The organism is Methylophilus sp., from assembly GCF_008015755.1.
GTDB lineage: Bacteria > Pseudomonadota > Gammaproteobacteria > Burkholderiales > Methylophilaceae > Methylophilus.
The window spans coordinates 65,300-86,290 of sequence record NZ_SSGF01000007.1 but is presented as its reverse complement, the minus strand read 5'-3'; the positions used below and the strand labels follow the sequence as shown (position 1 = coordinate 86,290).

24 protein-coding genes and 2 tRNA genes are annotated in these 20,991 nt (G+C 48.7%); 14 read left to right on the top strand and 12 right to left on the bottom strand.

Going from position 1 to position 20,991, the window contains the following annotated elements:
* Nucleotides 1–12 precede the first annotated feature (12 nt).
* The 7 genes from lolB (at nucleotide 13) to pth (ending at nucleotide 5,605) form a co-directional block, all read left to right on the top strand.
* Nucleotides 13–597: a lipoprotein insertase outer membrane protein LolB gene (lolB, locus tag E6Q52_RS02935; RefSeq protein WP_292818183.1), complete on the top strand. Its 585-nt coding sequence runs from the start codon at nucleotides 13–15 to the stop codon at nucleotides 595–597.
* Nucleotides 598–670: 73 nt separating this feature from the next.
* The gene (locus E6Q52_RS02930; protein ID WP_292818180.1) at nucleotides 671–2,083 is read left to right on the top strand and encodes a carbonic anhydrase; all 1,413 of its coding nucleotides are present in this window, start codon (nucleotides 671–673) and stop codon (nucleotides 2,081–2,083) included.
* Between the two features lie 85 nt (nucleotides 2,084–2,168).
* Nucleotides 2,169–3,050 (top strand): 4-(cytidine 5'-diphospho)-2-C-methyl-D-erythritol kinase, encoded by an 882-nt coding sequence (gene ispE / locus E6Q52_RS02925; protein ID WP_292818177.1) that lies wholly within the window; start codon nucleotides 2,169–2,171, stop codon nucleotides 3,048–3,050.
* Between the two features lie 32 nt (nucleotides 3,051–3,082).
* Nucleotides 3,083–3,159, top strand: a tRNA-Gln gene (locus E6Q52_RS02920).
* 126 nt (nucleotides 3,160–3,285) lie between these two features.
* Complete coding sequence (locus E6Q52_RS02915) at nucleotides 3,286–4,221, top strand: ribose-phosphate pyrophosphokinase (protein WP_292818776.1); 936 nt, start codon at nucleotides 3,286–3,288, stop codon at nucleotides 4,219–4,221.
* 79 nt (nucleotides 4,222–4,300) lie between these two features.
* A complete protein-coding gene (locus E6Q52_RS02910) occupies nucleotides 4,301–4,912 on the top strand; it encodes a 50S ribosomal protein L25/general stress protein Ctc (RefSeq protein ID WP_292818174.1) in 612 nt (203 codons plus the stop codon).
* Between the two features lie 120 nt (nucleotides 4,913–5,032).
* Nucleotides 5,033–5,605 (top strand): aminoacyl-tRNA hydrolase, encoded by a 573-nt coding sequence (pth, locus tag E6Q52_RS02905; RefSeq protein ID WP_292818171.1) that lies wholly within the window; start codon nucleotides 5,033–5,035, stop codon nucleotides 5,603–5,605.
* Between the two features lie 3 nt (nucleotides 5,606–5,608).
* On the opposite strand, the gene E6Q52_RS02900 is transcribed toward pth, so the two are convergent.
* A complete protein-coding gene (locus E6Q52_RS02900) occupies nucleotides 5,609–8,374 on the bottom strand; it encodes an EAL domain-containing protein (RefSeq protein WP_292818168.1) in 2,766 nt (921 codons plus the stop codon).
* 217 nt (nucleotides 8,375–8,591) lie between these two features.
* Here E6Q52_RS02900 and ychF point away from each other — a divergent pair, with 217 nt between their 5' ends.
* Nucleotides 8,592–9,677, top strand: coding sequence for a redox-regulated ATPase YchF (ychF, locus tag E6Q52_RS02895; RefSeq protein ID WP_292818165.1), 1,086 nt, complete (start codon nucleotides 8,592–8,594; stop codon nucleotides 9,675–9,677).
* 62 nt (nucleotides 9,678–9,739) lie between these two features.
* Here the strand turns inward: ychF and E6Q52_RS02890 are convergent, their stop codons facing one another.
* Nucleotides 9,740–10,351 carry an HD domain-containing phosphohydrolase gene (locus E6Q52_RS02890; RefSeq protein ID WP_292818162.1) on the bottom strand — a complete coding sequence of 204 codons (612 nt, stop codon included), beginning with the start codon at nucleotides 10,349–10,351 and terminating at the stop codon, nucleotides 9,740–9,742.
* Between the two features lie 161 nt (nucleotides 10,352–10,512).
* On the opposite strand from E6Q52_RS02890, the gene E6Q52_RS02885 reads away from it, so the two are divergent.
* A tRNA-Met gene (locus E6Q52_RS02885) sits at nucleotides 10,513–10,589 on the top strand.
* Between the two features lie 284 nt (nucleotides 10,590–10,873).
* Here E6Q52_RS02885 and E6Q52_RS02880 read toward each other — a convergent pair.
* The 5 genes from E6Q52_RS02880 to pqqA (E6Q52_RS02860) all read right to left on the bottom strand — a co-directional run bounded on the left by E6Q52_RS02880 (nucleotide 10,874) and on the right by pqqA (E6Q52_RS02860) (nucleotide 12,957).
* Nucleotides 10,874–11,290, bottom strand: a complete 417-nt coding sequence (locus E6Q52_RS02880; protein WP_292818159.1) for a hypothetical protein — start codon at nucleotides 11,288–11,290, stop codon at nucleotides 10,874–10,876.
* Nucleotides 11,291–12,055, bottom strand: coding sequence for an HNH endonuclease (locus E6Q52_RS02875; RefSeq protein ID WP_292818156.1), 765 nt, complete (start codon nucleotides 12,053–12,055; stop codon nucleotides 11,291–11,293). It lies immediately after the preceding gene.
* A 4-nt stretch (nucleotides 12,056–12,059) separates the two neighbouring features.
* Complete coding sequence (locus E6Q52_RS02870) at nucleotides 12,060–12,332, bottom strand: ATP-binding domain-containing protein (protein ID WP_292818153.1); 273 nt, start codon at nucleotides 12,330–12,332, stop codon at nucleotides 12,060–12,062.
* An 89-nt stretch (nucleotides 12,333–12,421) separates the two neighbouring features.
* Nucleotides 12,422–12,493, bottom strand: a complete 72-nt coding sequence (gene pqqA / locus E6Q52_RS02865) for a pyrroloquinoline quinone precursor peptide PqqA (RefSeq protein ID WP_081624291.1) — start codon at nucleotides 12,491–12,493, stop codon at nucleotides 12,422–12,424.
* Between the two features lie 392 nt (nucleotides 12,494–12,885).
* Complete coding sequence (gene pqqA / locus E6Q52_RS02860; protein WP_081624291.1) at nucleotides 12,886–12,957, bottom strand: pyrroloquinoline quinone precursor peptide PqqA; 72 nt, start codon at nucleotides 12,955–12,957, stop codon at nucleotides 12,886–12,888.
* A gap of 322 nt (nucleotides 12,958–13,279) precedes the next feature.
* Here pqqA (E6Q52_RS02860) and E6Q52_RS02855 point away from each other — a divergent pair, with 322 nt between their 5' ends.
* Nucleotides 13,280–13,714, top strand: a complete 435-nt coding sequence (locus E6Q52_RS02855; RefSeq protein WP_275356106.1) for a heme-binding protein — start codon at nucleotides 13,280–13,282, stop codon at nucleotides 13,712–13,714.
* Nucleotides 13,715–13,884: 170 nt separating this feature from the next.
* On the opposite strand, the gene E6Q52_RS02850 is transcribed toward E6Q52_RS02855, so the two are convergent.
* Nucleotides 13,885–14,640 carry an SDR family oxidoreductase gene (locus E6Q52_RS02850; RefSeq protein WP_292818147.1) on the bottom strand — a complete coding sequence of 252 codons (756 nt, stop codon included), beginning with the start codon at nucleotides 14,638–14,640 and terminating at the stop codon, nucleotides 13,885–13,887.
* 118 nt (nucleotides 14,641–14,758) lie between these two features.
* Between E6Q52_RS02850 and E6Q52_RS02845 the strand changes: the two genes are divergently transcribed.
* Nucleotides 14,759–15,649: a LysR family transcriptional regulator gene (locus tag E6Q52_RS02845; protein ID WP_292818144.1), complete on the top strand. Its 891-nt coding sequence runs from the start codon at nucleotides 14,759–14,761 to the stop codon at nucleotides 15,647–15,649.
* A gap of 299 nt (nucleotides 15,650–15,948) precedes the next feature.
* Complete coding sequence (gene fic, locus E6Q52_RS02840; protein WP_292818141.1) at nucleotides 15,949–17,061, top strand: protein adenylyltransferase Fic; 1,113 nt, start codon at nucleotides 15,949–15,951, stop codon at nucleotides 17,059–17,061.
* Nucleotides 17,062–17,160: 99 nt separating this feature from the next.
* On the opposite strand, the gene E6Q52_RS02835 is transcribed toward fic, so the two are convergent.
* The 3 genes from E6Q52_RS02835 to E6Q52_RS02825 form a co-directional block, all read right to left on the bottom strand.
* Nucleotides 17,161–17,469, bottom strand: coding sequence for a hypothetical protein (locus tag E6Q52_RS02835; protein WP_292818138.1), 309 nt, complete (start codon nucleotides 17,467–17,469; stop codon nucleotides 17,161–17,163).
* Between the two features lie 33 nt (nucleotides 17,470–17,502).
* Nucleotides 17,503–18,090, bottom strand: coding sequence for a sigma-70 family RNA polymerase sigma factor (locus E6Q52_RS02830; protein ID WP_292818136.1), 588 nt, complete (start codon nucleotides 18,088–18,090; stop codon nucleotides 17,503–17,505).
* A 75-nt stretch (nucleotides 18,091–18,165) separates the two neighbouring features.
* The gene (locus tag E6Q52_RS02825; protein ID WP_292818133.1) at nucleotides 18,166–18,975 is read right to left on the bottom strand and encodes an AraC family transcriptional regulator; all 810 of its coding nucleotides are present in this window, start codon (nucleotides 18,973–18,975) and stop codon (nucleotides 18,166–18,168) included.
* Between the two features lie 103 nt (nucleotides 18,976–19,078).
* Here E6Q52_RS02825 and E6Q52_RS02820 point away from each other — a divergent pair, with 103 nt between their 5' ends.
* Nucleotides 19,079–19,612, top strand: coding sequence for a carboxymuconolactone decarboxylase family protein (locus E6Q52_RS02820; RefSeq protein WP_292818130.1), 534 nt, complete (start codon nucleotides 19,079–19,081; stop codon nucleotides 19,610–19,612).
* Between the two features lie 45 nt (nucleotides 19,613–19,657).
* On the opposite strand, the gene E6Q52_RS02815 is transcribed toward E6Q52_RS02820, so the two are convergent.
* Nucleotides 19,658–20,416, bottom strand: coding sequence for an alpha/beta fold hydrolase (locus E6Q52_RS02815; RefSeq protein WP_292818129.1), 759 nt, complete (start codon nucleotides 20,414–20,416; stop codon nucleotides 19,658–19,660).
* 193 nt (nucleotides 20,417–20,609) lie between these two features.
* Between E6Q52_RS02815 and E6Q52_RS02810 the strand changes: the two genes are divergently transcribed.
* Complete coding sequence (locus E6Q52_RS02810) at nucleotides 20,610–20,918, top strand: BON domain-containing protein (protein ID WP_292818127.1); 309 nt, start codon at nucleotides 20,610–20,612, stop codon at nucleotides 20,916–20,918.
* Nucleotides 20,919–20,991 lie beyond the last annotated feature (73 nt).

The following is a 20,991-nucleotide window of genomic DNA, read 5'->3' as shown; positions in this document are numbered from 1 at the left end:
ACAGGCTCGGCTATGGCTGGCTTACTAGGCTTAGTCATGGCCGGTTGCAGCACTTTACCTGCGCCACCGACACAAGCCACTGCCAATAGCGCGGCGCAACAACGCACCCAACGCTTACAAGCCAACCACCCCTTTGCACTCGAGGCTAAGCTGGCGGTGCAATATGCGGGCAAAGGCTACACCGCGCGCCTGGAATGGCAGCATGATGATCAAGCAGACACCATGCGTATTTTCAGCCCCCTGGGGCAACAAGTGGCGCTGATTCAGCGTAATCAGCAAGCGGTAACTCTGACCGACCAAAGCGGCAAACAACACACCGCCGCAGATGTCGCCAGCCTGACCGAGCGGCTACTCGGCTGGCGCCTGCCACTCTCAGGCTTGAGCCAGTGGATATTAGGCATCCCACACCCGGCCAGCCCTTTCCAGGCCAACTACCTGGAGAATGGCGCGCCGGCCAGCCTGACACAGGACCAGTGGCAAATCAGCTATGACGATTATCGGCAGACGGCCTTTAACGGTGCGCTGGAACAACTACCCTATACCACGCGCCTGCAACAGCAGGATGTGCGCCTGAAGCTGGTGATTCAGCACTGGTAAATAGCGGCGAATAGGTCGCTTATCCCGTCCGAGGCTGATTAAAGATTCAGCGCAAGGCGTCGATAATGACACTATGAGCTGTGATCTTCTTATCCCCATTTATTACCGACGTTGGCTGGCATTTAGCTTATGGCTAGTGCTCGCCATGATGCCTGGCCAAGGCCACGCCTCGCAATGGCTGTCGATCAAAAAAACTGATGACAACCAGCTCATGATAGACAAACAGTCTTTGCTCGAAGAAAAACCTTATATCAAAGCCTGGGTAAAAGTCGATTACCGTAATCCGCAAAAAAACGTAGAGTCGGTCGATCGCGTCTACAACCATGCCAAAGCCTTGTGGTATTTTGACTGCGACAAACGCAAAGCCGCAACCATCCAGGTGTTTCAATACGATGATCAAGAGCTGGTCTATTCGGCGGGCACCACCGCTAAACAAGCCGATTTTATTGAACCACTGCCGGAATCCGAAGTAGAAGTGGCGCAACAATATGTATGCAAATGGCAGACCAAGGAAAAACAGCGCATAGAAGCTGCCGCCAGACGCGCCGCCAACCCGGTGGTGCCTGCTGTTGCCAGCAACAAAGATAAACCGGCCGCACCTGACAGCGTTGCCGAACCCGCAGCCACGCCGCCAGCCACTAACCCTGAAGATAAAGCGGCTGAAGCAAAACCTGCAGAGTCTAAACCAGCGGCTAAACCGGGTGCAGACAAATCAGCAGTGAACAAAACCGACAAAGCAACAGATAAAGGTGCCGACAAAAACACCGCCAACCCTAAAGACAAAGAAAAAACGGCCAAAACAGACAAGGCCAATGATCCATCCTGGGCCTATAGCGGCGCACGCGGCCCAGAAAAATGGGGCAGCCTGAACCCGGACTATGCCGTCTGCAACGCTGGCAGCCAGCAATCGCCAATCAATATAGATAACACAATCACGGCAGCACTTAAACCGATCAAACGCTTGCAGAAGTTTCCGCTCAAAAATATTGTACTCAAAGACAATAGCCTGATCATGGATGCGGGTACCGGCAATATGATGGTGCTGGACCAAAAACCTTATCAGCTCAAATATATCAGCGTGCATGTGCCTAGCGAGCATCAGATCAAGCAAAAATCTTATGCGGCAGAACTGCAAATGGTGCATGAAGATAAGGCCGGACACCGGGTGATTATCGCGGTCATGCTGGAAGAAGGCAGCACGCACGCCGGACTGGAAAAACTGTTAGGCAGCCTGCCTAAAGAAAAAGAGCAAAGCAAGGCGCTGGCAATACGCGTGACGCCTGGCGACCTGATGCCGGCCAAGCCTGCCTATTACAGATACAGCGGCTCGCTGACAGCCCCACCATGTACCGAAGGCGTGCAGTGGGTGATCATGAAAGAAACACTCAAAGTGTCTAAATTCCAGCTTGGTGCATTACAGCAGGCGATTGGTGCCCCCAACCAACGCCCACTTCAAGACGGCCAAGGCCGCATGATTCTGGAATAAACAGGCTTCGATTGCACAAAACTAGAACAAACAAGCCCTGAATCAGCATGCCTGCACGACGCAGGCATGCTTTACAATAGCGGACATGGAACTGCTGACCTACCCCGCCCCCTGCAAAATCAACCTGTTTCTGCACATTACCGGCCGCCGTGCTGACGGTTATCATGCCCTGCAAAGCGTTTTTTTGCTGCTGGATCACGGTGACGAACTGCGCATCAGCCCGCGTCAGGACGGGCAAATCGTACACCTGAACCCTTTGCCGGGCGTGCCTGAAGAAAGTGATTTAAGCATACGCGCCGCGCGCGCCTTGCAGCAGGCCAGCGGCACGATACTGGGCGCAAACATTCAATGCATCAAACGCACGCCCATGGGTGGCGGCCTGGGCGGCGGCAGTTCTGATGCGGCCACCGTACTCATGGCATTAAATCAACAATGGCAATTAGGCTATTCCAGGCAACAACTGATGACGATAGGGCTCACATTGGGCGCAGATGTCCCGGTGTTTATTTTTGGCCAAACCGCCTGGGCAGAAGGCGTAGGCGAACAATTGGCTGCCATTGCCCTGCCGCCTGCCATGCTGGAAAAATACTACGTGGTGATCACGCCAGAGGTCGCAGTGCCCACGGCAAAAATATTTGCACATCAAGCATTGACAAGAGACTCGAAACCATTGAGAATGGCGGACTTTTCAAACGGCGCTAATTCCAGCGCGTTCTGGCAGCAAGTCAGAAACGATATGGAAGCTGTCGTTTGTGCGTTATATCCCGACGTTGCCAATACCTTAAGCTGGTTAAAACAACATGGCGATGCCCGCATGAGTGGTTCTGGGGCATCGGTGTTCGTGGCGGTGGAGAGTGAACAAAAAGCGCGCGAATTGATTGAAAATAGACCAAAAAACACTTCCGGTTTTTGGTCAAAAGGGTTAAAATACCATCCGCTTTTTGCTTCGGTCAGAGATGATGACTAAGACACAAAAAGCGTGTGAGTAAGACAAGTTATTGGGGAGTCGCCAAGCTGGTTAAGGCACCGGATTTTGATTCCGGCATGCGAAGGTTCGAATCCTTCCTCCTCAGCCAAACATAAGCGTGTAGATTTAACGATTTACACGCTTAAATTTTTTGTAGATTCCGGCCACGTGACCAGAATCAGGTTTCAAGACATCGTCATCGCTAAAAAAGGGTACAACGTTGAGTAACGCCAACATGATGGTATTTACCGGCAATGCCAATCCGGTACTGGCACAAGAAGTTGCCCAGCATTTGGGCATTGAATTAGGACGTGCTGATGTTGGCCGTTTTTCAGACGGTGAAATCATGTTGGAACTGCTGGAAAACGTGCGTGGCCGTGACGTATTTGTATTGCAGTCCACCAGCTACCCGACCAATGACAGCCTGATGGAAGTCATGGTCATGGTCGATGCGCTGCGTCGCTCCTCTGCTGGCCGCATTACCGCTGCCATCCCTTACCTGGGGTATTCGCGCCAAGATAGACGTCCGCGCTCTGCCCGTGTGGCGATTACCGCAAAAGTGGTGGCCAATATGCTGACCAGCGTCGGTGTGAACCGTTTGCTGACCATGGATTTGCACTCAGACCAGATTCAGGGCTTTTTTGATATCCCGGTCGACAATATTTATGCAACGCCGATTTTGCTTGATGACCTGGCCAAACAAGGTCACGAAAATCTAGTCGTCGTTTCACCAGACGTTGGTGGCGTCGTGCGTGCACGTGCAGCCGCCAAACAACTGAATGCCGACCTGGCGATTATCGACAAACGTCGGCCGAAAGCAAACGTCGCCAAGGTCATGAACATCATTGGTGAGGTCGAAGGCCGCACCTGCGTCATCATGGATGACATGGTGGATACCGCGAACACCTTGTGTGAAGCCGCTGCCGCCTTGAAAGACCGTGGCGCGACCAAAGTGGTGGCCTATGCCACGCATCCGGTATTGTCCGGCGGTGCTGGTGAGCGCATCACGGCTTCGGCTCTGGATGAGTTGGTGGTCACTAACACCATTGCATTAAACGCTGGCGCGCAGGCCTGCAGCAAAATCCGCCAGTTGAGCGCGGCTACTTTGCTGGCAGAAACCATCAAGCGCATCAGCCAGGAAGAATCGGTTTCTTCTTTATTTATGGATTAAGTTTTACACCACCTGCTGGTCGCGGCAGGTGGATTTTAGTGTAGTACCGCCTGATCAAGGCGTTTTTAGGAGTTCTCTTATGAGTATCGAAATTAAAGCAGTCAAACGTGACGTTCAAGGTACGGGTGCGAGCCGCCGCCTGCGTCGCGCTGGCAGCGTGCCTGGTGTTGTTTACGGTGGCGATCAAGCCGCTGTATCTATCGAGTTGAACCACAAAGAACTGTTCATGGAATTCCGCCATGAAGCTTTTCACGCGTCTATCCTGAGCCTGGTGCTGGATGGTAAAGCTGAAAGCGTGTTACTGCGTGACTATCAACTGCACCCAGTGCGCAACACGATTCAACACATCGATTTCCAGCGCGTGTCTGCGACTGAGAAAATCCACGTGAAAGTGCCTTTCCACTTCATTAACGAAGATGTAGCACCTGGCGTTAAAACCGGTGGTGGTAACATCTCCCACATCCAGACTGAAGCGGACGTAAGCTGCCTGGCGAAAGACTTGCCTGAGTTTATCGAAGTTGACCTGGCCACACTGGAAGCGGGTCACTCTATCCACTTGTCCGAAATCAAACTGAAAAAAGGTCTTGAGTTCGTTCAACTGGCGCACGGTGATGACGCGGCAGTGGTTTCTATTGCTAAACCACGCGGTGGTAGCAGCGACGAAGCCGCTGAAGAAACACCAGCAGCCTAAGCAGGTACAGCGGTTATCCGCTACAATAAACGCGCACAACATTGTGCGCGTTTTTTTTGGCGTGCGTGCATCGCATGCCACACCGAGCCAGATCATACATAAGCAAGCTAGACCCTATACATGCATGGAATAAAACTCATTGTTGGCCTGGGCAACCCGGGTGAAAAATACACCATGACCCGTCACAATGCCGGGTTTTGGCTGGTTGATTTACTGGCAGAGCAATCTGCAAGCCGTCTGGCGGCGGAGGCCAAATTGTTTGGTATTGCAGGCAAATGGCAACCACATAGCGACAAATGGCTGCTCAAACCAACCACCTTTATGAATGCCAGCGGTAAATCTGTGGCGGCGATTGCCAATTACTACAAAATCCAGCCCGCAGAAGTACTGGTAGTGCATGACGAACTCGACCTGCCGCCCGGCCAGGCCAAGCTGAAATTTGGCGGTGGCCATGGCGGCCATAATGGCCTGCGCGATATTCACGCAGCGCTCGGCACGCCGGATTACTGGCGTTTGCGCATCGGCATTGGCCACCCAGGCAACAAGGCAGAAGTGGTCAATTTTGTCTTAAAAGCAGCAGGCAAAGAGGAACAGCAGGCGATTGATGACAGCATTATCAAAGCCACCACGGTCACTGACTTATTGGCACAAGGCCAATTTGAAAAAGCCATGTTGCAGCTGCATAGCAAATAACCCTTAGCGCGGCTGGATGGCCTGCTGGTGCCAAGCATGATGCCAGACGGTAAATGCTTCTGCACGTAGCGGTGGCGAGAAATAATAGCCCTGGCCAAAATCGCAGCCCATCTCTTGCAACATGCGTAACTGGCGCTGGTTCTCAATCCCCTCGGCAATGACCTGCATGCCCAAGCTATGCGCCATGACAATAATCGCGCGGCACAAGGCCTCATCTTGGCTCGACGTGCCCAGCTCGCGCACAAACGAGCGGTCAATCTTCACATAATCAATCGGAAATTTCTTCAGGTAAGACAAGGCCGAATAACCGGTGCCGAAGTCATCCAGCGCCACTTGTACGCCCGCCTGCTGATATTGCGCCAAGCGTTCGCTGACGTGTGTACTGCCATCCAACAACAAGCGCTCAGTGATTTCCACCACCACCATATTGCCCTCAAGATGATTTTTCGCCATCTCGAACAGCCAGTCTTCATTTTTTCTGTGCTCAGCGGCAAACTGCACTGGTGATTTATTCACCGCCAACTGAAACATCGGGTGTAGCGACTGGCGCCACTGCCGACACTGCGCAATCGCGGTTTTGAATACCCATTCACCGATAGGCACAATCAGCAGATTATCTTCAGCAATGCCAATAAACTCCATAGGCGGGATCAAGCCCTTGACTGGATGCTGCCAGCGCAGCAAAGCTTCGGCCTTCACCACCATATTGGTCTGCAAATTCACCACCGGCTGATACTCAAGGAAAAACTCCTCCTCACTGATGGCCTGCCGTAAATCATGCGACAAACGCATACGGTTTTCAGCATTTTGCTGCATGCGCGGCGTGAAATACGTAAAGCAGTTGCCGCCCTTTTGCTTGGACGCATACATCGCCTGATCAACACGCTTCATCAGATCTTCTTTGTTGCCGGCGTCGTCGGGATAGATCGCAATCCCCAGACTGGCAGAGACATAAGCATGTGTTTCATCCAGCTGAAACGGCTGCGACAAGGCTTCAAGCACGCGTTGCGCCAGCACTTCCACATGGCTGGCATGGGCATCACTCAGCATCAGCACAAATTCATCGCCGCCCAATCTGGCGACCAGATCATGATTGCCGACACAGCCGATCAAGCGCTTGCCCGCCTGCAACAGCAACTTGTCGCCCTGGTCATGACCCTGGCTATCGTTCACCTCTTTAAAGCGATCCAGGTCTAAAAAAATAATCGCCAGTTTTTGACCATTGCTTTTAATGCCATGCAGCGCATGGTCCAGGCGGTCAAAAAACAAGCGGCGGTTAGGCAAACCAGTCAAGGTATCGACATTGGCATATTGCCACACCACCTCTTCTGACTGCTTGATTTTTGAAATATCTGCCAGCGTGCCCAGAATCCGCGTCGGCTTGCCCTGCACATCCTGCATCAGCACCATGCCACGGTCAAACACCCACTTCCAGTTACCATCTTTGCACAACATACGATACTCAATGGCATACTGCTCACGTTCACCATTAAGCACCTGTTGATGCAAGTCCATCGCCGCCCCAGCATCGTCGGGGTGTATGCGCTGATTCCAGCTGTCAGGCTTGTCATCCAGTTCATGCGCAGCAAACCCCAGTATTTTCTTCCAGTGCTCAGAAAAAATCACCTTATGTTCCGGCACATTCCAGTCCCACACGCCATCGCCAGTGCTTTCCATGGCAAATTTCCAGCGCTGCTCGCTACTACTCAGCGCCTGATCATATTCGGCCAGAGTATTGCGTGTGCGGTGACGTACCAGCGCAAACTGCGCCAAAGCGCCCAGCAACAAGCTGATCACCACCCCCAGCATGCCTATGTCATTAGCATCACGATAATCAGCATCCGCCTCAAATGCAGGCGTAGAACGGGCTTGCAAACGCCATACCTGACCATTCACATTCAGGGTATACGCCAAGGCATACTCAGCCTCATTGTCATGCACATGCGCATCTTCTGAGCCGCTGTGATACAAAGGCACCTGACCTTCTTGCCGCCCCAGATCAAACACATCAAAATGCACCAGGCGCAGCTCCATCGGGTGCAAGGCCTCTGCCAGCAAGGCCGCCACATCAAAACGCAAAAAGACCCAGCCATTTAACCAATGCCGACGATCACTGGTTTGTATGCCCTCATGGTGGCGATACACCGGTGCATGAAACATATAGTTTTTGTAGGGATGTACACTGTTACTTTCAGCATAACGGCCAGACATCACCAACCGGTCGCCGTCCCCCGCCTCCAGCAGATCTGCGCGCAACTGCGCATCTAAAAACGTATTTTTTAGCAGCGTTTCGCGATTCGCATCATTGCGCGGCTCCACGTATAGCACAGGCGCAATTTCGTTATCGCCTTTAATCACTGGCAACTGCTTGAGCAGCTGCGGCAAAGGCGTCTCGAGATCTTTAAAGGTCTCGGGGTCATGCAGATCAATATATTTGATAAAGCCCAGCGCATTGAGGCTGTTGTATTCGGTGCTTTTGAGATAGTCATCAACATACAGCCTGAACTCTTCGGCCGAGACAAACTGTGAAGAAATATACAACTGCTCCACACCCTTGAGAATTTGCCGGTAAGCATTAAGGCGTTGCTGAATAGACTCAGACGCAGACACTGCCGCCTGCTTGAACTTCACCGCCTGCAAGGCGTCTGCATGATTGCGTTCGCTCATCCACAATAAAAACGTGGTTTGCAATGCACACAGCAGGACCACCGCAGCGATCCAACGTGACGACAACAACTGATGTAATGATGCCATATTGAAACGAAACATTTCTCATCCTTTATCAGGAAGGCGCATGACGCATATGATTATGCCCCCGCAGTCATGCAATTGTTTATTTATAATAAAACTTAAATCTTGTATACAACTTGTGCCAAATCAAGATTGATTCTGGCTCTATCTTCATACTAACGGTAAAATATTGGTTTTATTCAATCCTTGCCGCAATTTCATGCTGCGGCAATACTCACGCTAAGGTTCATCCATTATGAAATGCGGTATTGTCGGCCTGCCTAATGTAGGCAAATCCACCTTATTTAACGCCATCACCAAAGCGGGCATCGCCGCAGAAAACTACCCTTTCTGTACTATCGAGCCCAACGTTGGCATCGTCGAGGTGCCAGACCCGCGCCTGCAACCGCTCATTGACATCGTTAAACCGCAAAAAGTGCAACCGGCCATTGTCGAATTTGTCGACATTGCCGGTCTCGTCGCGGGCGCCTCTAAAGGTGAAGGCCTGGGTAACAAGTTTTTGGCCAACATCCGCGAAACAGACGCCATTGCCCACGTCGTGCGCTGCTTTGAAGACGGCAACGTCATTCACGTCTCCGGCAAGGTAGACCCGCTGGCCGACATCGAAGTCATCAACACCGAGCTGGCCCTGGCAGACATGGAAACCGTTGAAAAAACCATGCAGCGCGAAGGCAAAAAAGCCAAAAGTGGTGACAAAGACGCCATCGCCCTGATCAAAGTCCTCGAAAAAGTCGTGCCTTGCTTAAACGACGCCAAAGCCGTGCGCACATTAGGCCTGGATGCCGACGAACTCAACTTGCTCAAACCGTTGTGCCTGATCACCGTCAAACCGGTCATGTATATCACCAACGTCATCGAAGGCGGTTTTGAAAACAACCCGCACCTGGACAAAGTGCTGGCACTGGCCAAAACCGAACACGCCCCGGTGGTGACGATTTGCGCCAAAATTGAAGGCGAAATCTCCGAGCTGGACGAAGAAGACAAACTGCTGTTTTTAGAAGAACTCGGCCAGGAAGAACCCGGCCTCAACCGCGTCATTCGCGCCGCTTATGACTTGTTAGGCCTGCAAACTTACTTTACCGCTGGCGTGCAAGAAGTACGCGCCTGGACCGTGAAAAAAGGATCTACCGCGCCACAAGCCGCGGGCGTTATCCACACCGACTTTGAACGTGGTTTTATCCGTGCCGAAGTCATCGCTTATGATGAATACGTCAAAAACAAAGGCGAAAAAGGCGCGCAAGAAGCCGGAAAAATGCGCCTCGAAGGCAAAGAATACATCGTGCAAGATGGCGATGTGATGCACTTTAGATTCAATGTTTAAGCGCGCATTGCGCTAATACACAAAAAGGCTGGAGAATTCTCCAGCCTTTTTTAATGCGCCTATCAAGATGCCTTGAACATGACATAACGTGGATCATCAATCACCTGGACGAAACGTTTAAACATCTCAGGGTCCAGCTTGGTCCCGGCTTCACTTTCCATAATCTGCATAATCTCATGATGCGGCCTCGCGCCTTGATATACCCGCCGCACCGCCATCGCATCGTAGTTATCCACCACCGTCACAATGCGTGACAACAACGGAATCGCCTCACCGACAAGGCGGCCAGGATAGCCACTGCCGTTAAACCACTCATGATGGTGCCGCACCACATCGGCAATACGATGCGCATCGTCGTGGTCATACACCTCAATTAAATCCGCCCCCACCGACGGATGCGACTGCATGATCGCAAACTCACTCTCTTCCAGCTTGCTCGGCTTTAACAACACCGCATCCGGCACCACAATCTTGCCAATATCATGCAAACAGGCGCCCAACTCCAGGGCGTCCAGCTCTTTGCTGGTTAAACCAATCGCCTGCCCTATCCCTTTAGACAGCGACATCACCCGATCACTATGCAAGCGCGTATAGGCATCGCGCATGCGCAACGCATCCGCAAACACCTTGCTCAAATGCAACACCCCACGATGGTTGCTAGCAGGCTCGTTCATCGTTTTCCCGAGTTTTATTAGATTTAAAAGCTAGGATACTCCCAAAATTAAATCACTGAAAACCCCGGCAGCGTTAAATCAAGAAAATGCGTAGTAAAAAGGTCACAAAGGCATGTTGTCCTGCCCTGATACAACTGCTATAATCGCCGTCTTTCAAAGATGGTGATGTAGCTCAGCTGGTTAGAGCACAGGATTCATAATCCTGGGGTCGAGGGTTCAAGTCCCTCTTTCACCACCAATACCTAAGCGGCTTCCAGAGATGGAAGCCGCTTTCATTTTGGGCCATGGCCCATTTATGGCCCTCATTTAGCCCACATTCAAAATGATTGAGTTCTGATTCTTGAAATGTGACCCTAAGGGTAACTACTAGCTTTGTTGCTTCAACGCATTAAATTTTTCTGCCATGGTTGGGTTACCTTTGGTCAGTTTTTTTATGGTTACATCTTGCGCCTTGTCGTTACGTGCATGTTATTTGTTGATTATCTTAAAAAACTAAGGAAAGGTCAGATCTGTTACGAGCTATCACCTAATGGCAATAACAAATGATTCAAATTTATTGCTATCAATTAGGTGCTTTAGCAAAGTATCAAGTATCTCAATACTAGGTGGTATCACATAAAAACTCTCGAGTTCGATAATTTTTAAGAGTCTAATTTCATCGCTGAAATCATTAACATTTAAATAAAGTAGTTCAAAATATTCATTGGCATCCAACTCTGATTGAAAACCTTTTTTGTCAAACTTCCCCCTACCTTTTAGTTGAATTTTCCCTGTCTTAGGATCAACATCAATGTCAGGGTTTGTACCTACTTTTTTCTCATATAAATATTTACCTACAGCTGCCAGTATTTGCTTTTTTACAGCATGCGTATCATCTTCACTTTTATTTTTTGAGTGATTGGGGCTCTTCCATTTACCTCGTATAATTAGATGTAACATTTAAATATCCGATTGATAAAATCTAAACCTGTGAACAATAAGATAACTCTCATGCTCTTTGGTAACCCATCGCAACTGCATACTCTCACGAATATTCAACAAATCTCTCTGTGAATCACTAATTGCCTTAGATATGATGATTAGGCCATTTTCATCAAAACTGATTAAAAAGCGGTCAAACAAAGCGTCTAAGTTGGCAGTTAATAAAAAGCCGTTATAGACATCCAAACGTTCAGCATCTGTTTCGCATTCAGCCCAAGGTTTAGCATGACTGGCTTTTAAAACTTCAGGCAATTGCAGACCAGTGACTGCGCATGCGTTACCCCAATAATCAAGCATCGCTTTACGGTATGCATATTGGCCAATACGTTGGCGCACCATGCGCTCAACTTCAGTGCCCTTTGCGGAAGGTGGTATTAAAGCCAGTGCCGTTTTTAATTCAGTTTCGTAATTATCTACCGCCTGATTTGGTAGAGAGTTTGCAAGTTGGCTGACGCGTTGTAAAAGTAATGCGAGTTGGCTCTCACCTTGCGCATTAAATAGGTCGTTACTCTTAGCGGCAAAATCTCTATTAAGCTCAGCTATAAAATTGGCTTTAGCATTTTGGAAGCCTATATTGTAAATACCATCAACTAATGAAATTGCCGTATGGATACCATGCCTGGCAGAACCTAATGTGACTTCACTATCTGTTTCAGAGACCAAATACTCAAAACCAAAGTCATGGCCTGTTTTTTCGATGATGGCTTTTTGCAGTTGATTCATATAGCTACCATTTGTCAGAACACAAAGCTCTTATTGGCTCTAGTTTAGATGGTAAAGACTCATAACAAACCATACCAAGGTAAGTCGCGGCGCGTGTTGCGCCTACATAAATAAATCTATCAAACAACTCTGGCTTGTTAGCTGCAAGCTTATCAACTCCAGCAAAAAATACGGCTTCAAATTCCAAGCCTTTAATATGCTGAATATCAAACACACGTATGTCTGTACCTTCGCCAAGCGACTTACCCTCTTCACAGGCAACCGCTTTTAAGCTCATGTTGGACTTCACCCACTGCCTGTAAGTCCCGTTACTAACAAAAAACCCGACACTCGGTCGGGTTTTTAACATCTTAGCCTGAGCTAAAATTATTTGTTCATCACGTACATTGTTACTTCAAAGCCAAAACGCATTTCTGTAGCAGCTGGTTTAGTCCACATGGTGTTTCTCCTAAATGAAAGTAATGAATCGGTACAACGTGTGCACAGTATGCGCTGCTACATCCGTTGTGTGCAGGGCTGTTTTACCTGATTCTAGCTCATGATTTTCACCAGCAATGACCTCGTTCTCGTCATTCACACATTACTTTCATTCAGCTAGGCTGTGTGAGTTGATGAAAGCGTATTATTTTTATCTTGAATAACGATAAATTCAGCCAAAAATTACATTAATGTAATTTTCATAATTTATTATATTTGTATAATAAAAAGCATACAAAGACTTCTGTGTCAGGTCTTGCAAAACAACATATCACCCATTGCCTGAAAGTCCCGTTGCTAATAAAAAACCCGACACTCGGTCGGGTTTTTTGTCATCTTAGCCTGGGCTAAAATTATTTGTTCATCACGTACATTGTTACTTCAAAGCCAAAACGCATTTCTGTAGCAGCTGGTTTAGTCCACATGGTGTTTCTCCTAAATGAAAGTAATGAATCGGTACAACGTTTTCACAGTATGCGCTGCGATATCCGTTCTGTGCAGGGCTGTTTTACCTGATTCTGGCTCATGATTTTCACCAGCAACGCCCTCATTCTCGTCATTAACGCGCCATTTTCATTCCGCTGAGTCTCTTATCAAACACAAAAAAGCTATCAGAAATGGTCGCCGTTTTTACTTGCGCGCTATGTGCTGCAAAGCCCCTGATTTCAAGCGAAAGCAAAGTTTAAATGAATTTAACCCTGTAGTCGGAGTCATATTTATACCAATCAATCAATAATAAGGAATCGCATGCATGTAAGCTTTGAAGTCGCACAAGAGATCATTGAAAAAGCAGTTGAAAAATCCAAACAAATCGGCGTCAAGATGTGTATCGCCGTACTGGATTCAGGCGGCAACCTGAAAAGCTTCACGAGAATGGATGATGCGTGGGTCGGCAGTATTGATATTGCCATCAAAAAGGCGAAAACCGCCTGTTACTTCGCTATGCCTTCTGGTGAGATCGGCAAGCTTTCAGTACCTGGCTCGCCTTTATATGGCATAGAGCACTCCAATGACGGCTTGATTACTTTCCCAGGTGGTCTACCGATTGTAGATGAAGAAGGGATGCTGATTGGTGCAATTGGCGTGAGTGGTGACACGGTTGAAAACGATCATTTGGTCGCACAAGCTGGCGTGAATGTCGCTGGCGTTTGTGATGTGCCGAAGCACCCATGGCGTACTTAGTTTCATACCATTATTGGTTTAAAGTAAGTTTTGAAATTTAAACCGCTTGATTGTCCTCTCTCATTTCATAGCATCAAAAAACCAGAGCGGCCGCTATGTTTGACGATCCGTTCTGGTTTATCTAAGCCATGTAAAAGCCCTGCGTGCGGGGCTTTTAGCTTTGCTGCGACTTAAATCTGCGCCTGACCACCATCCACAAATAACTCAATGCCGTTGATGAAGCTGGCATCCGGTGATGATAAAAACGCCACGGCTTTCGCCACTTCGTCAGGATCACCCACTCTGCCCATCGGCACTTGCGAGCCTAAATAATCCAGCAAGCCTTGTTGTTGCGCTGGGTCGTTACCGGCCAACTCTACCAAGCCAGGGGTTTTGATTGGGCCTGGGCTGACGACATTGACGCGGATGCCACGGTCTTTGAGGTCTAAAATCCAGCTGCGTGCGAGATTGCGAATGGCTGCTTTTGAGGCACTGTAGATACTAAAAGCAGCGGTGCCTTTGACGCTGGTGGTTGAGCCAGTCAATACGATGGACGCGCTATCTTTGAGTAAAGGCAGTGCTTTTTGCACGGTGAAAATCACGCCTTTGACGTTACGGCCAAAAATATCTTCATAGTGATCCTCAGTGATGGCGCCCAATGGCAACATATTACCGCCGCCCGCATTGGCATAGATCACGTCAATTTGGGCGTGGTTTTGCTGTACGGCGTCATAGAGCTTATCAATATCCGCCAGTTTGGACATATCGGCCTGAACGCCTGTCACCTTGCCGCCTATGGTTTTGATTGCGGCTTCTAACTCGGCTTGTCTGCGGCCAGTGATATAGACATACGCGCCCTGTTTTGCAAAGTGTTTAGCTGTGGCGAGACCAATGCCGCTAGTACCACCAGTGACTACGACGACTTTATTTTCAAATGTTGCTGACATGATGTTTCTCCTTTAAGTGATGAAATGAACGTTTACTGCATGGATGAAATATTGCCAGTGGGCCAATAAATGCACTAGACTGCTTTTGTGAGTTTAATTGTTCCAAAAATGAGCCAATATGCGTGATATTAATGATTACATCCTGTTTGCTGAAGTGGTGAGTGGCGGCAGTTTTGCGGCGGCCAGCAGACGCGTACGCATCCCTAAATCCACCATCAGCAGACGAATTGGCCTGTTAGAAGAAAGGCTGGGCGTGCGCTTGATCGAGAGATCAACCCGGCGATTTCGGGTGACAGAAATCGGGCAATCGTTTTATGAGCGCTGCAAAGTGATTATGCTGGATGTGGAACAGGCGGATTCCATCGTGTCTGAATCGCTCAGCGAGCCTAAAGGCTTGGTACGATGCAGTTGCCCGCTGGGCTTATATGAAACGCTAGGCCCCATTTTTGCCTCGTTCCTCTTGGCTTTTCCTCAAGCCAGATTGCAGTTGGTGGCGGGCGATAACCCCGTGAATCTAATTGAAGACAGAATCGATATCGCCATCAGGGTGCGGACCGTATTGGATGCTGATGGCTCTTTAGTCATGCGGACACTTGGTCACTCTGAGCGCATACTGGTAGCCTCACCGGCCCTGGCTAGCAAGATTGATCAATCCAACCTGGACAATCTCTCAGCGCTGCCGACCATTGCGACCTCAGACCAGAATCATGCGATTGAATGGCAGTTTCATCATGCGGCATTAGGCACAAAATCACTCTGGCACGAGCCCATATTGAGTTGTGTGGATTTTTCAACCGTGCGAGAGGCCGCCATTGCAGGCATTGGGGTCGCCTTATTGCCTGACCATACGTGCAGCCAGGATTTAAAAAACGGGCGGCTGGTCAGAGTTTTCCCAGAGTGGAAAACAACCATGGGCATTCTGCATATTGTATTCACAACCCGGCGCGGGCTACCGCCAGTGGTGCGTGCATTTATTGACCACTTGGCGAGCCAAGTGAAGCAAAGATGACGCAAACTGGCTGCGCCATCAATTAACTGTACGCACTCATACCTGATCGACAGTGACCGAATTTTTAGAGTATCTGTCAGATTAGATTCAGTTCAGAATAGTGCTTCTTGCGGGCTGTCCAAGTCAAAACACAGTGTCAGTTATGTATTTGAGCAAATCTTTTAAGAATATCGACACATCCGCACCACGTGTCGATAAAAATTAAAAACATCGACATAAAATATTGACGTGTCGACAGCATCGACATACACTCAACATCTGTCGATAAAACTCACAATTGCAAACATAAAGGCATGCGTATGAACTTAAAAGCATGGCAGCCAGACCAGCCTTATTTATCTTTACCCTCCTTGCCACCTCAAGTAGATATTGAGACTAAGGCTATATTAAAGCAGTGTATTACTGCACGTGCGGCTTTGGCTGAACTCAAACAGGCTGCCGAGTTAATCCCTAATCAAGCTGTGCTGATTAATACTTTGCCACTGCTTGAAGCAGGGGCGAGTTCTGAAATTGAGAATATTGTCACGACGACTGATAAGCTTTTTCAACACTTGCGTAATGAGGATCAAGCCGACCCTGCCACGAAAGAGGCTTTGCGTTATAGCCGCGCATTATTTGAGGGATTTCGGGCACTGAATCAGCATCCATTAAACACACGAACGATTGAAGAAATTTGTACGCAGATTAAAGGCGTGCAAATGAATGTGCGCAAAGTCTCTGGCACAGCACTAAGCAGCCATAAAACAGGCGAAGTGATTTATACGCCGCCAGTGGGTGAAGATGTGTTGCGGACTATGCTCGCTAATTGGGAGCAGTTTTTACATAACCAGGTAGACATTGACCCCTTGATTCGCATGGCGGTCACGCATTATCAGTTTGAGGCTATTCACCCATTTACCGATGGTAACGGTAGAACAGGCCGCATTGTGAATAGTTTGTTTTTGATTCAGGAAGGCCTGCTGACATTGCCAATTTTGTATTTAAGCCGCTATATTATTCAACATAAATCCGAATATTACAGGCTATTGCTACAAGTCACGCGCGAGCAAAATTGGGAGGCCTGGATTCTGTATATTCTTAAAGGGATTGAGGAAACAGCCATTTGGACAACGGCCAAAATTGCAGCATTGAAGGCGCTCAATGAGCACACAGTAGCGTTTGTGCGCCAGAAACTGCCTAAAATTTATAGCCACGAATTGGTGAGTTTAATTTTTGAGCTGCCTTACTGCCGGATTAGCAGTCTGGTGGATGCGGGGATTGCTAAACGGCAATCGGCCTCTGTGTATTTAAAGCAATTGGTAGACATTGGGGTGTTGGTTGAAGCGCCTATGGCAAAAGAAAAGTTATTTATTCACCCCAAATTGATGCAGTTACTTACTAAAGACAGTAACGCATTTAAGCCCTATTTATAAATGCAGCCGAAACCCGTCCAGCATATATAGACCCAGCCCACAAAATCATGAGCTGGGGTGAGGTGGCTGTCGGTTTTCACTCAGAAAAAACGGCTGTCACTATTCAGCGTCTTTTTTAGATCTAAAGCGGCTGAATAAACCACAACGCACTTTTTCTTCTTCATCTGCTGTCATTGCCCCGTTGCAGCAATGTCTGTGGTGATGCCCATGGCGCCCTTTAAACCCGCCAAACAGGATTCTGCTGAGAATCAACAGCCCGACTGCGTGGCAATAATCAATCACATGTATGCCATCGGCTAATGAAACCACGACATGGTTCCACAATAGCATCACCACATAAGATAAAGCGGCAATGGCGACAACAGCCAACGCAGCGAAAGCAGCACATTTACTTTTACAATTTTTCATTTATTTCTCCAGTGAATTCAGTGAGTTATATATTCAGTTATACGCGTGCAGTTGCTCTTGTAAAAAAGTCACTGCATACCGTTTTCTGGCTAATAAGGTGTTGATGGCAACCCCGCTTTCTGCGGCAATTTGTTTAAAGCTCTTGCCGTCTAGCTCGTGTGCAATAAACACTTGCCGTTGTTCAGCGGGCAACAGGTTAAGCGTTGCAATCACATGTTCAACCAGCATTTTTCTTTCGAAAATTGACGCAGGGGTTTCGGTTTCTATGGAAAGAATCGCCTCCAGCCATAGCGCATCTTCATCGTCGTCTTGTGTGAGCACAACCTCATGCTTTTGCTTTCTAAAACGATCAACAATGCGATTTTTTGCGACACGGTATAACCACGCACCGACTTGCTCCAGTGGCTCTGGTAAACGGTAAGCTGAAACAAATTCATAGAACACATCCTGCAAAATATCATCCGCGTCACCGGCATTAGGAACGCTCTTACGGATGAAATTGCGTAGCTTGGCTTTTTCTTTATTAAAGGTATCTGTAATCACAGAGTCTTGCTGTGTCATATCACGCTGTGCCAAATAATGCTGCGTTGTGCGTAAATTGTTTTCTAAATGTATATCCATGCTGTGAAGACGTTTTAGCTTTGGAAATATTGTATGAATTCTGAAATATATCTAAATAAAGTTTGAGCAGCATGGTTATTGCCATTCCGTTGGCGTAGTGCCCAGCCGTTTTGCAAACACACGGCTGAATGCGGCTGAGCTTTGGTAACCCACTTGGGCGGCGATACTTTTGAGCGGCTTGCCCTGCCGGATCATGTTTTGCGCAATTGAGAGCCGCCAGTCAGTGAGGTAATCCAGCGGCGTGGTGCCGACCGTGGCTTTGAAGTTGGCAGCAAATCTGGCGCGTGACATGCCTGAGACATCGGCCAGGGTTTCCAGAGTCCACGGATGGGATGGATTTTCATGCATGGCTTTGACTGCCAGTGCCAAACGCGGCTCTGCCAATGCGGCAAAAATGCTTTGCTGTAACTGTCCATGTTGAATCACATGCCGCAAAATCTGGATCAGGAAATACTCTGCCAACCGGTCCAGCGCAGCTTGCCTGCCTAATGCTTGCTCAAATGCTTCATGAAACAATAGCTGCAAGGTAGGTGAAATTTGTTGCATATCACTCAATGGCACAATCACAAACTCAGGTAGTGCCGTCGCCAGCGGGCTGCGCACCTTGGCACCAAGATCAATCATGGCACACACCAGCTCACATGGCTCATCTGGCACAGGCGTGAGTACGTGTATGGTAGGCTTAGGGAAAAATACCACACTGGGCTGGTCGATGCGCGCGAGCGGCTTGCCCCTGAACATCAGATCGAGTTGGCCGGCGCGCAGCAAATGAATATGGCCCACCATGTCCGATCCATCAAAATTCACCACCTGGCAAAGGTCTCCAGTAAAAAAGACTTTGGCTGAGAGCGAGATTTGATTCAACAAGGGCAATAACGGATCCAAACGATACTCCTAATCAACATAACGAGACCTTTAATAGCCATGAGTATTGCATGATATCTCCAACGCACAAAGCGTCTTCATTAACCAAACAAGGAGATTGATCATGGCACGTATTCAAACTATCAACCGCGAAACTGCTAGCGCAGAAGTGAACACAACACTGGATGCAGTGAAAACAAAACTGGGTAAAGTACCTAACTTGATTGCAACTTTGGCGCAGGCACCTGTCGCGTTAAATGCTTACCTGAGTTTGAGTGAAGGTGTAACTAAAGGCCGCTTAACCGCCGAACAAAAAGAGTCCCTGGCGCTGGCCATTGGGCAGGCCAATAATTGCCAGTATTGCTTGTCAGCCCATAGCCTGATTGCCAGAGGCGCAGGTCTTAACACTGAAGCGATTCAGGCGGCACGCAAAGCTGAGGCAGTAGATGCCAAGACAGATGGTTTATTAAAACTGGCGGTCAAAATTGTGCAACAACGCGGCGTACTTTCTGACCAGGACTTTATTGAAGCGCATTTAGCAGGTGTGGATGACGGCTTGATTCTGGAAGTGATCGCTCATGTCGCGTTAAACACCTTGACCAACTACACCAACCACATCGCCCAGACAGATATTGATTTTCCAGTAGTGACTTTATAAGCATACAAGATCAGGCCACCAGCGTGTGGCCTGATTGCTTCCTGCTCACACCATCTGGTTCAGGAAATCCGCAACTGTTTGTATAAACAGTTGTGGCTGCTCGGCATGCACCCAATGGTCGGTGGGTAAGGTCACAAATTGTGCCTGGGGGAAATGTGGTTGCAGTTCGGTGATGTCGTGGTCTTGCACATAATCACTGCGTTCGCCGCGAATAAATAAACTCGGTGGGGCAAAATCGACGTCAATCGCTGCAATCAATGTCGCGTAATTGGCTTTGAGCGCTGGCAGGTTGATGCGCCACTGTAGCTGTGTGTCGTGTTTGACCAGGTTAGTGAGTAAAAACTGCCGTACCTTTAAATTAGGAATCGCATCCTTTAAAGCATTATCCACCTCATTGCGCGAGGCCATTTGGCTGAGATCAACGGCCAGCATGTGGTTCATTAACTGCGTATATCGGTCAGGATAAGCGCGCATGGCCATATCGACCACAATCAGCTTGCTCACTTTGTCCGGATATTGCGTGGCGAACTGCATGGCGACTTTGCCGCCCAGCGAGTGGCCGAGCAGTTGCACCTGATCTAGGCCAAGCGCAGTCAGCGTGTCGTGCAAGTCGTCTGCCATTTCAGCATAAGTCTGCGTGGGGCTGTGCGGCGAGCGGCCATGGTTGCGTAAATCGACGCTGATCACTTGGTAGTGCTGGGCAAAGTGCTTGGCCACCGCACCCCAGTTATCTGCCGAACCGAAGAGTCCGTGCAGCAACACGAGCGGCTGGCCCTGGCCGAGGATTTGAGTATGTAATTGCATGGTGAATGTGAAAAATCAAGGTAGCGCTATGGTATCTCATATGTGATTCGATGGTGGTGCAATGGTGCGGCCTTCATGTAGGAAAACCCACGTCAGCCATGTCCTACGGCATTATCAGCGTTCTCTGTCTATATCACTTTGGCTGTTTTTTTAATAATGAAACCTCGTTAAATTAACTCAACAAGGAATCATCATGAAAAACACAATCAAATCTCTGCTGTTAGTGAGTGCGTTGACATTGCCTATGGCTGGCTTTGCGGCGGATGGTGACTCGATAACCACTAAGGTAGAAGACTCTGTGATCACGGCTAAAGTGAAAACTGCGTTTGCCAAGGATAAAGCAGTGAGTGCGACCGACATTAAAGTAGAGACAGACAGCAATGGTCTGGTGCAATTGTCCGGCGTGGTGAAATCCAAAGCCGAGGCCGATAAAGCGGTGTTATTAGCTAAAAATGTGAAAGGTGTGACCGCCGTGAAAGACGACATTGTCGTGGCTCAATAAGCGTTTACCCGCCTGCGCCCCATAGGAATCAGTGCGATTCCTATGGGGCGTTTTAACGTTTACGCGCGCCAAC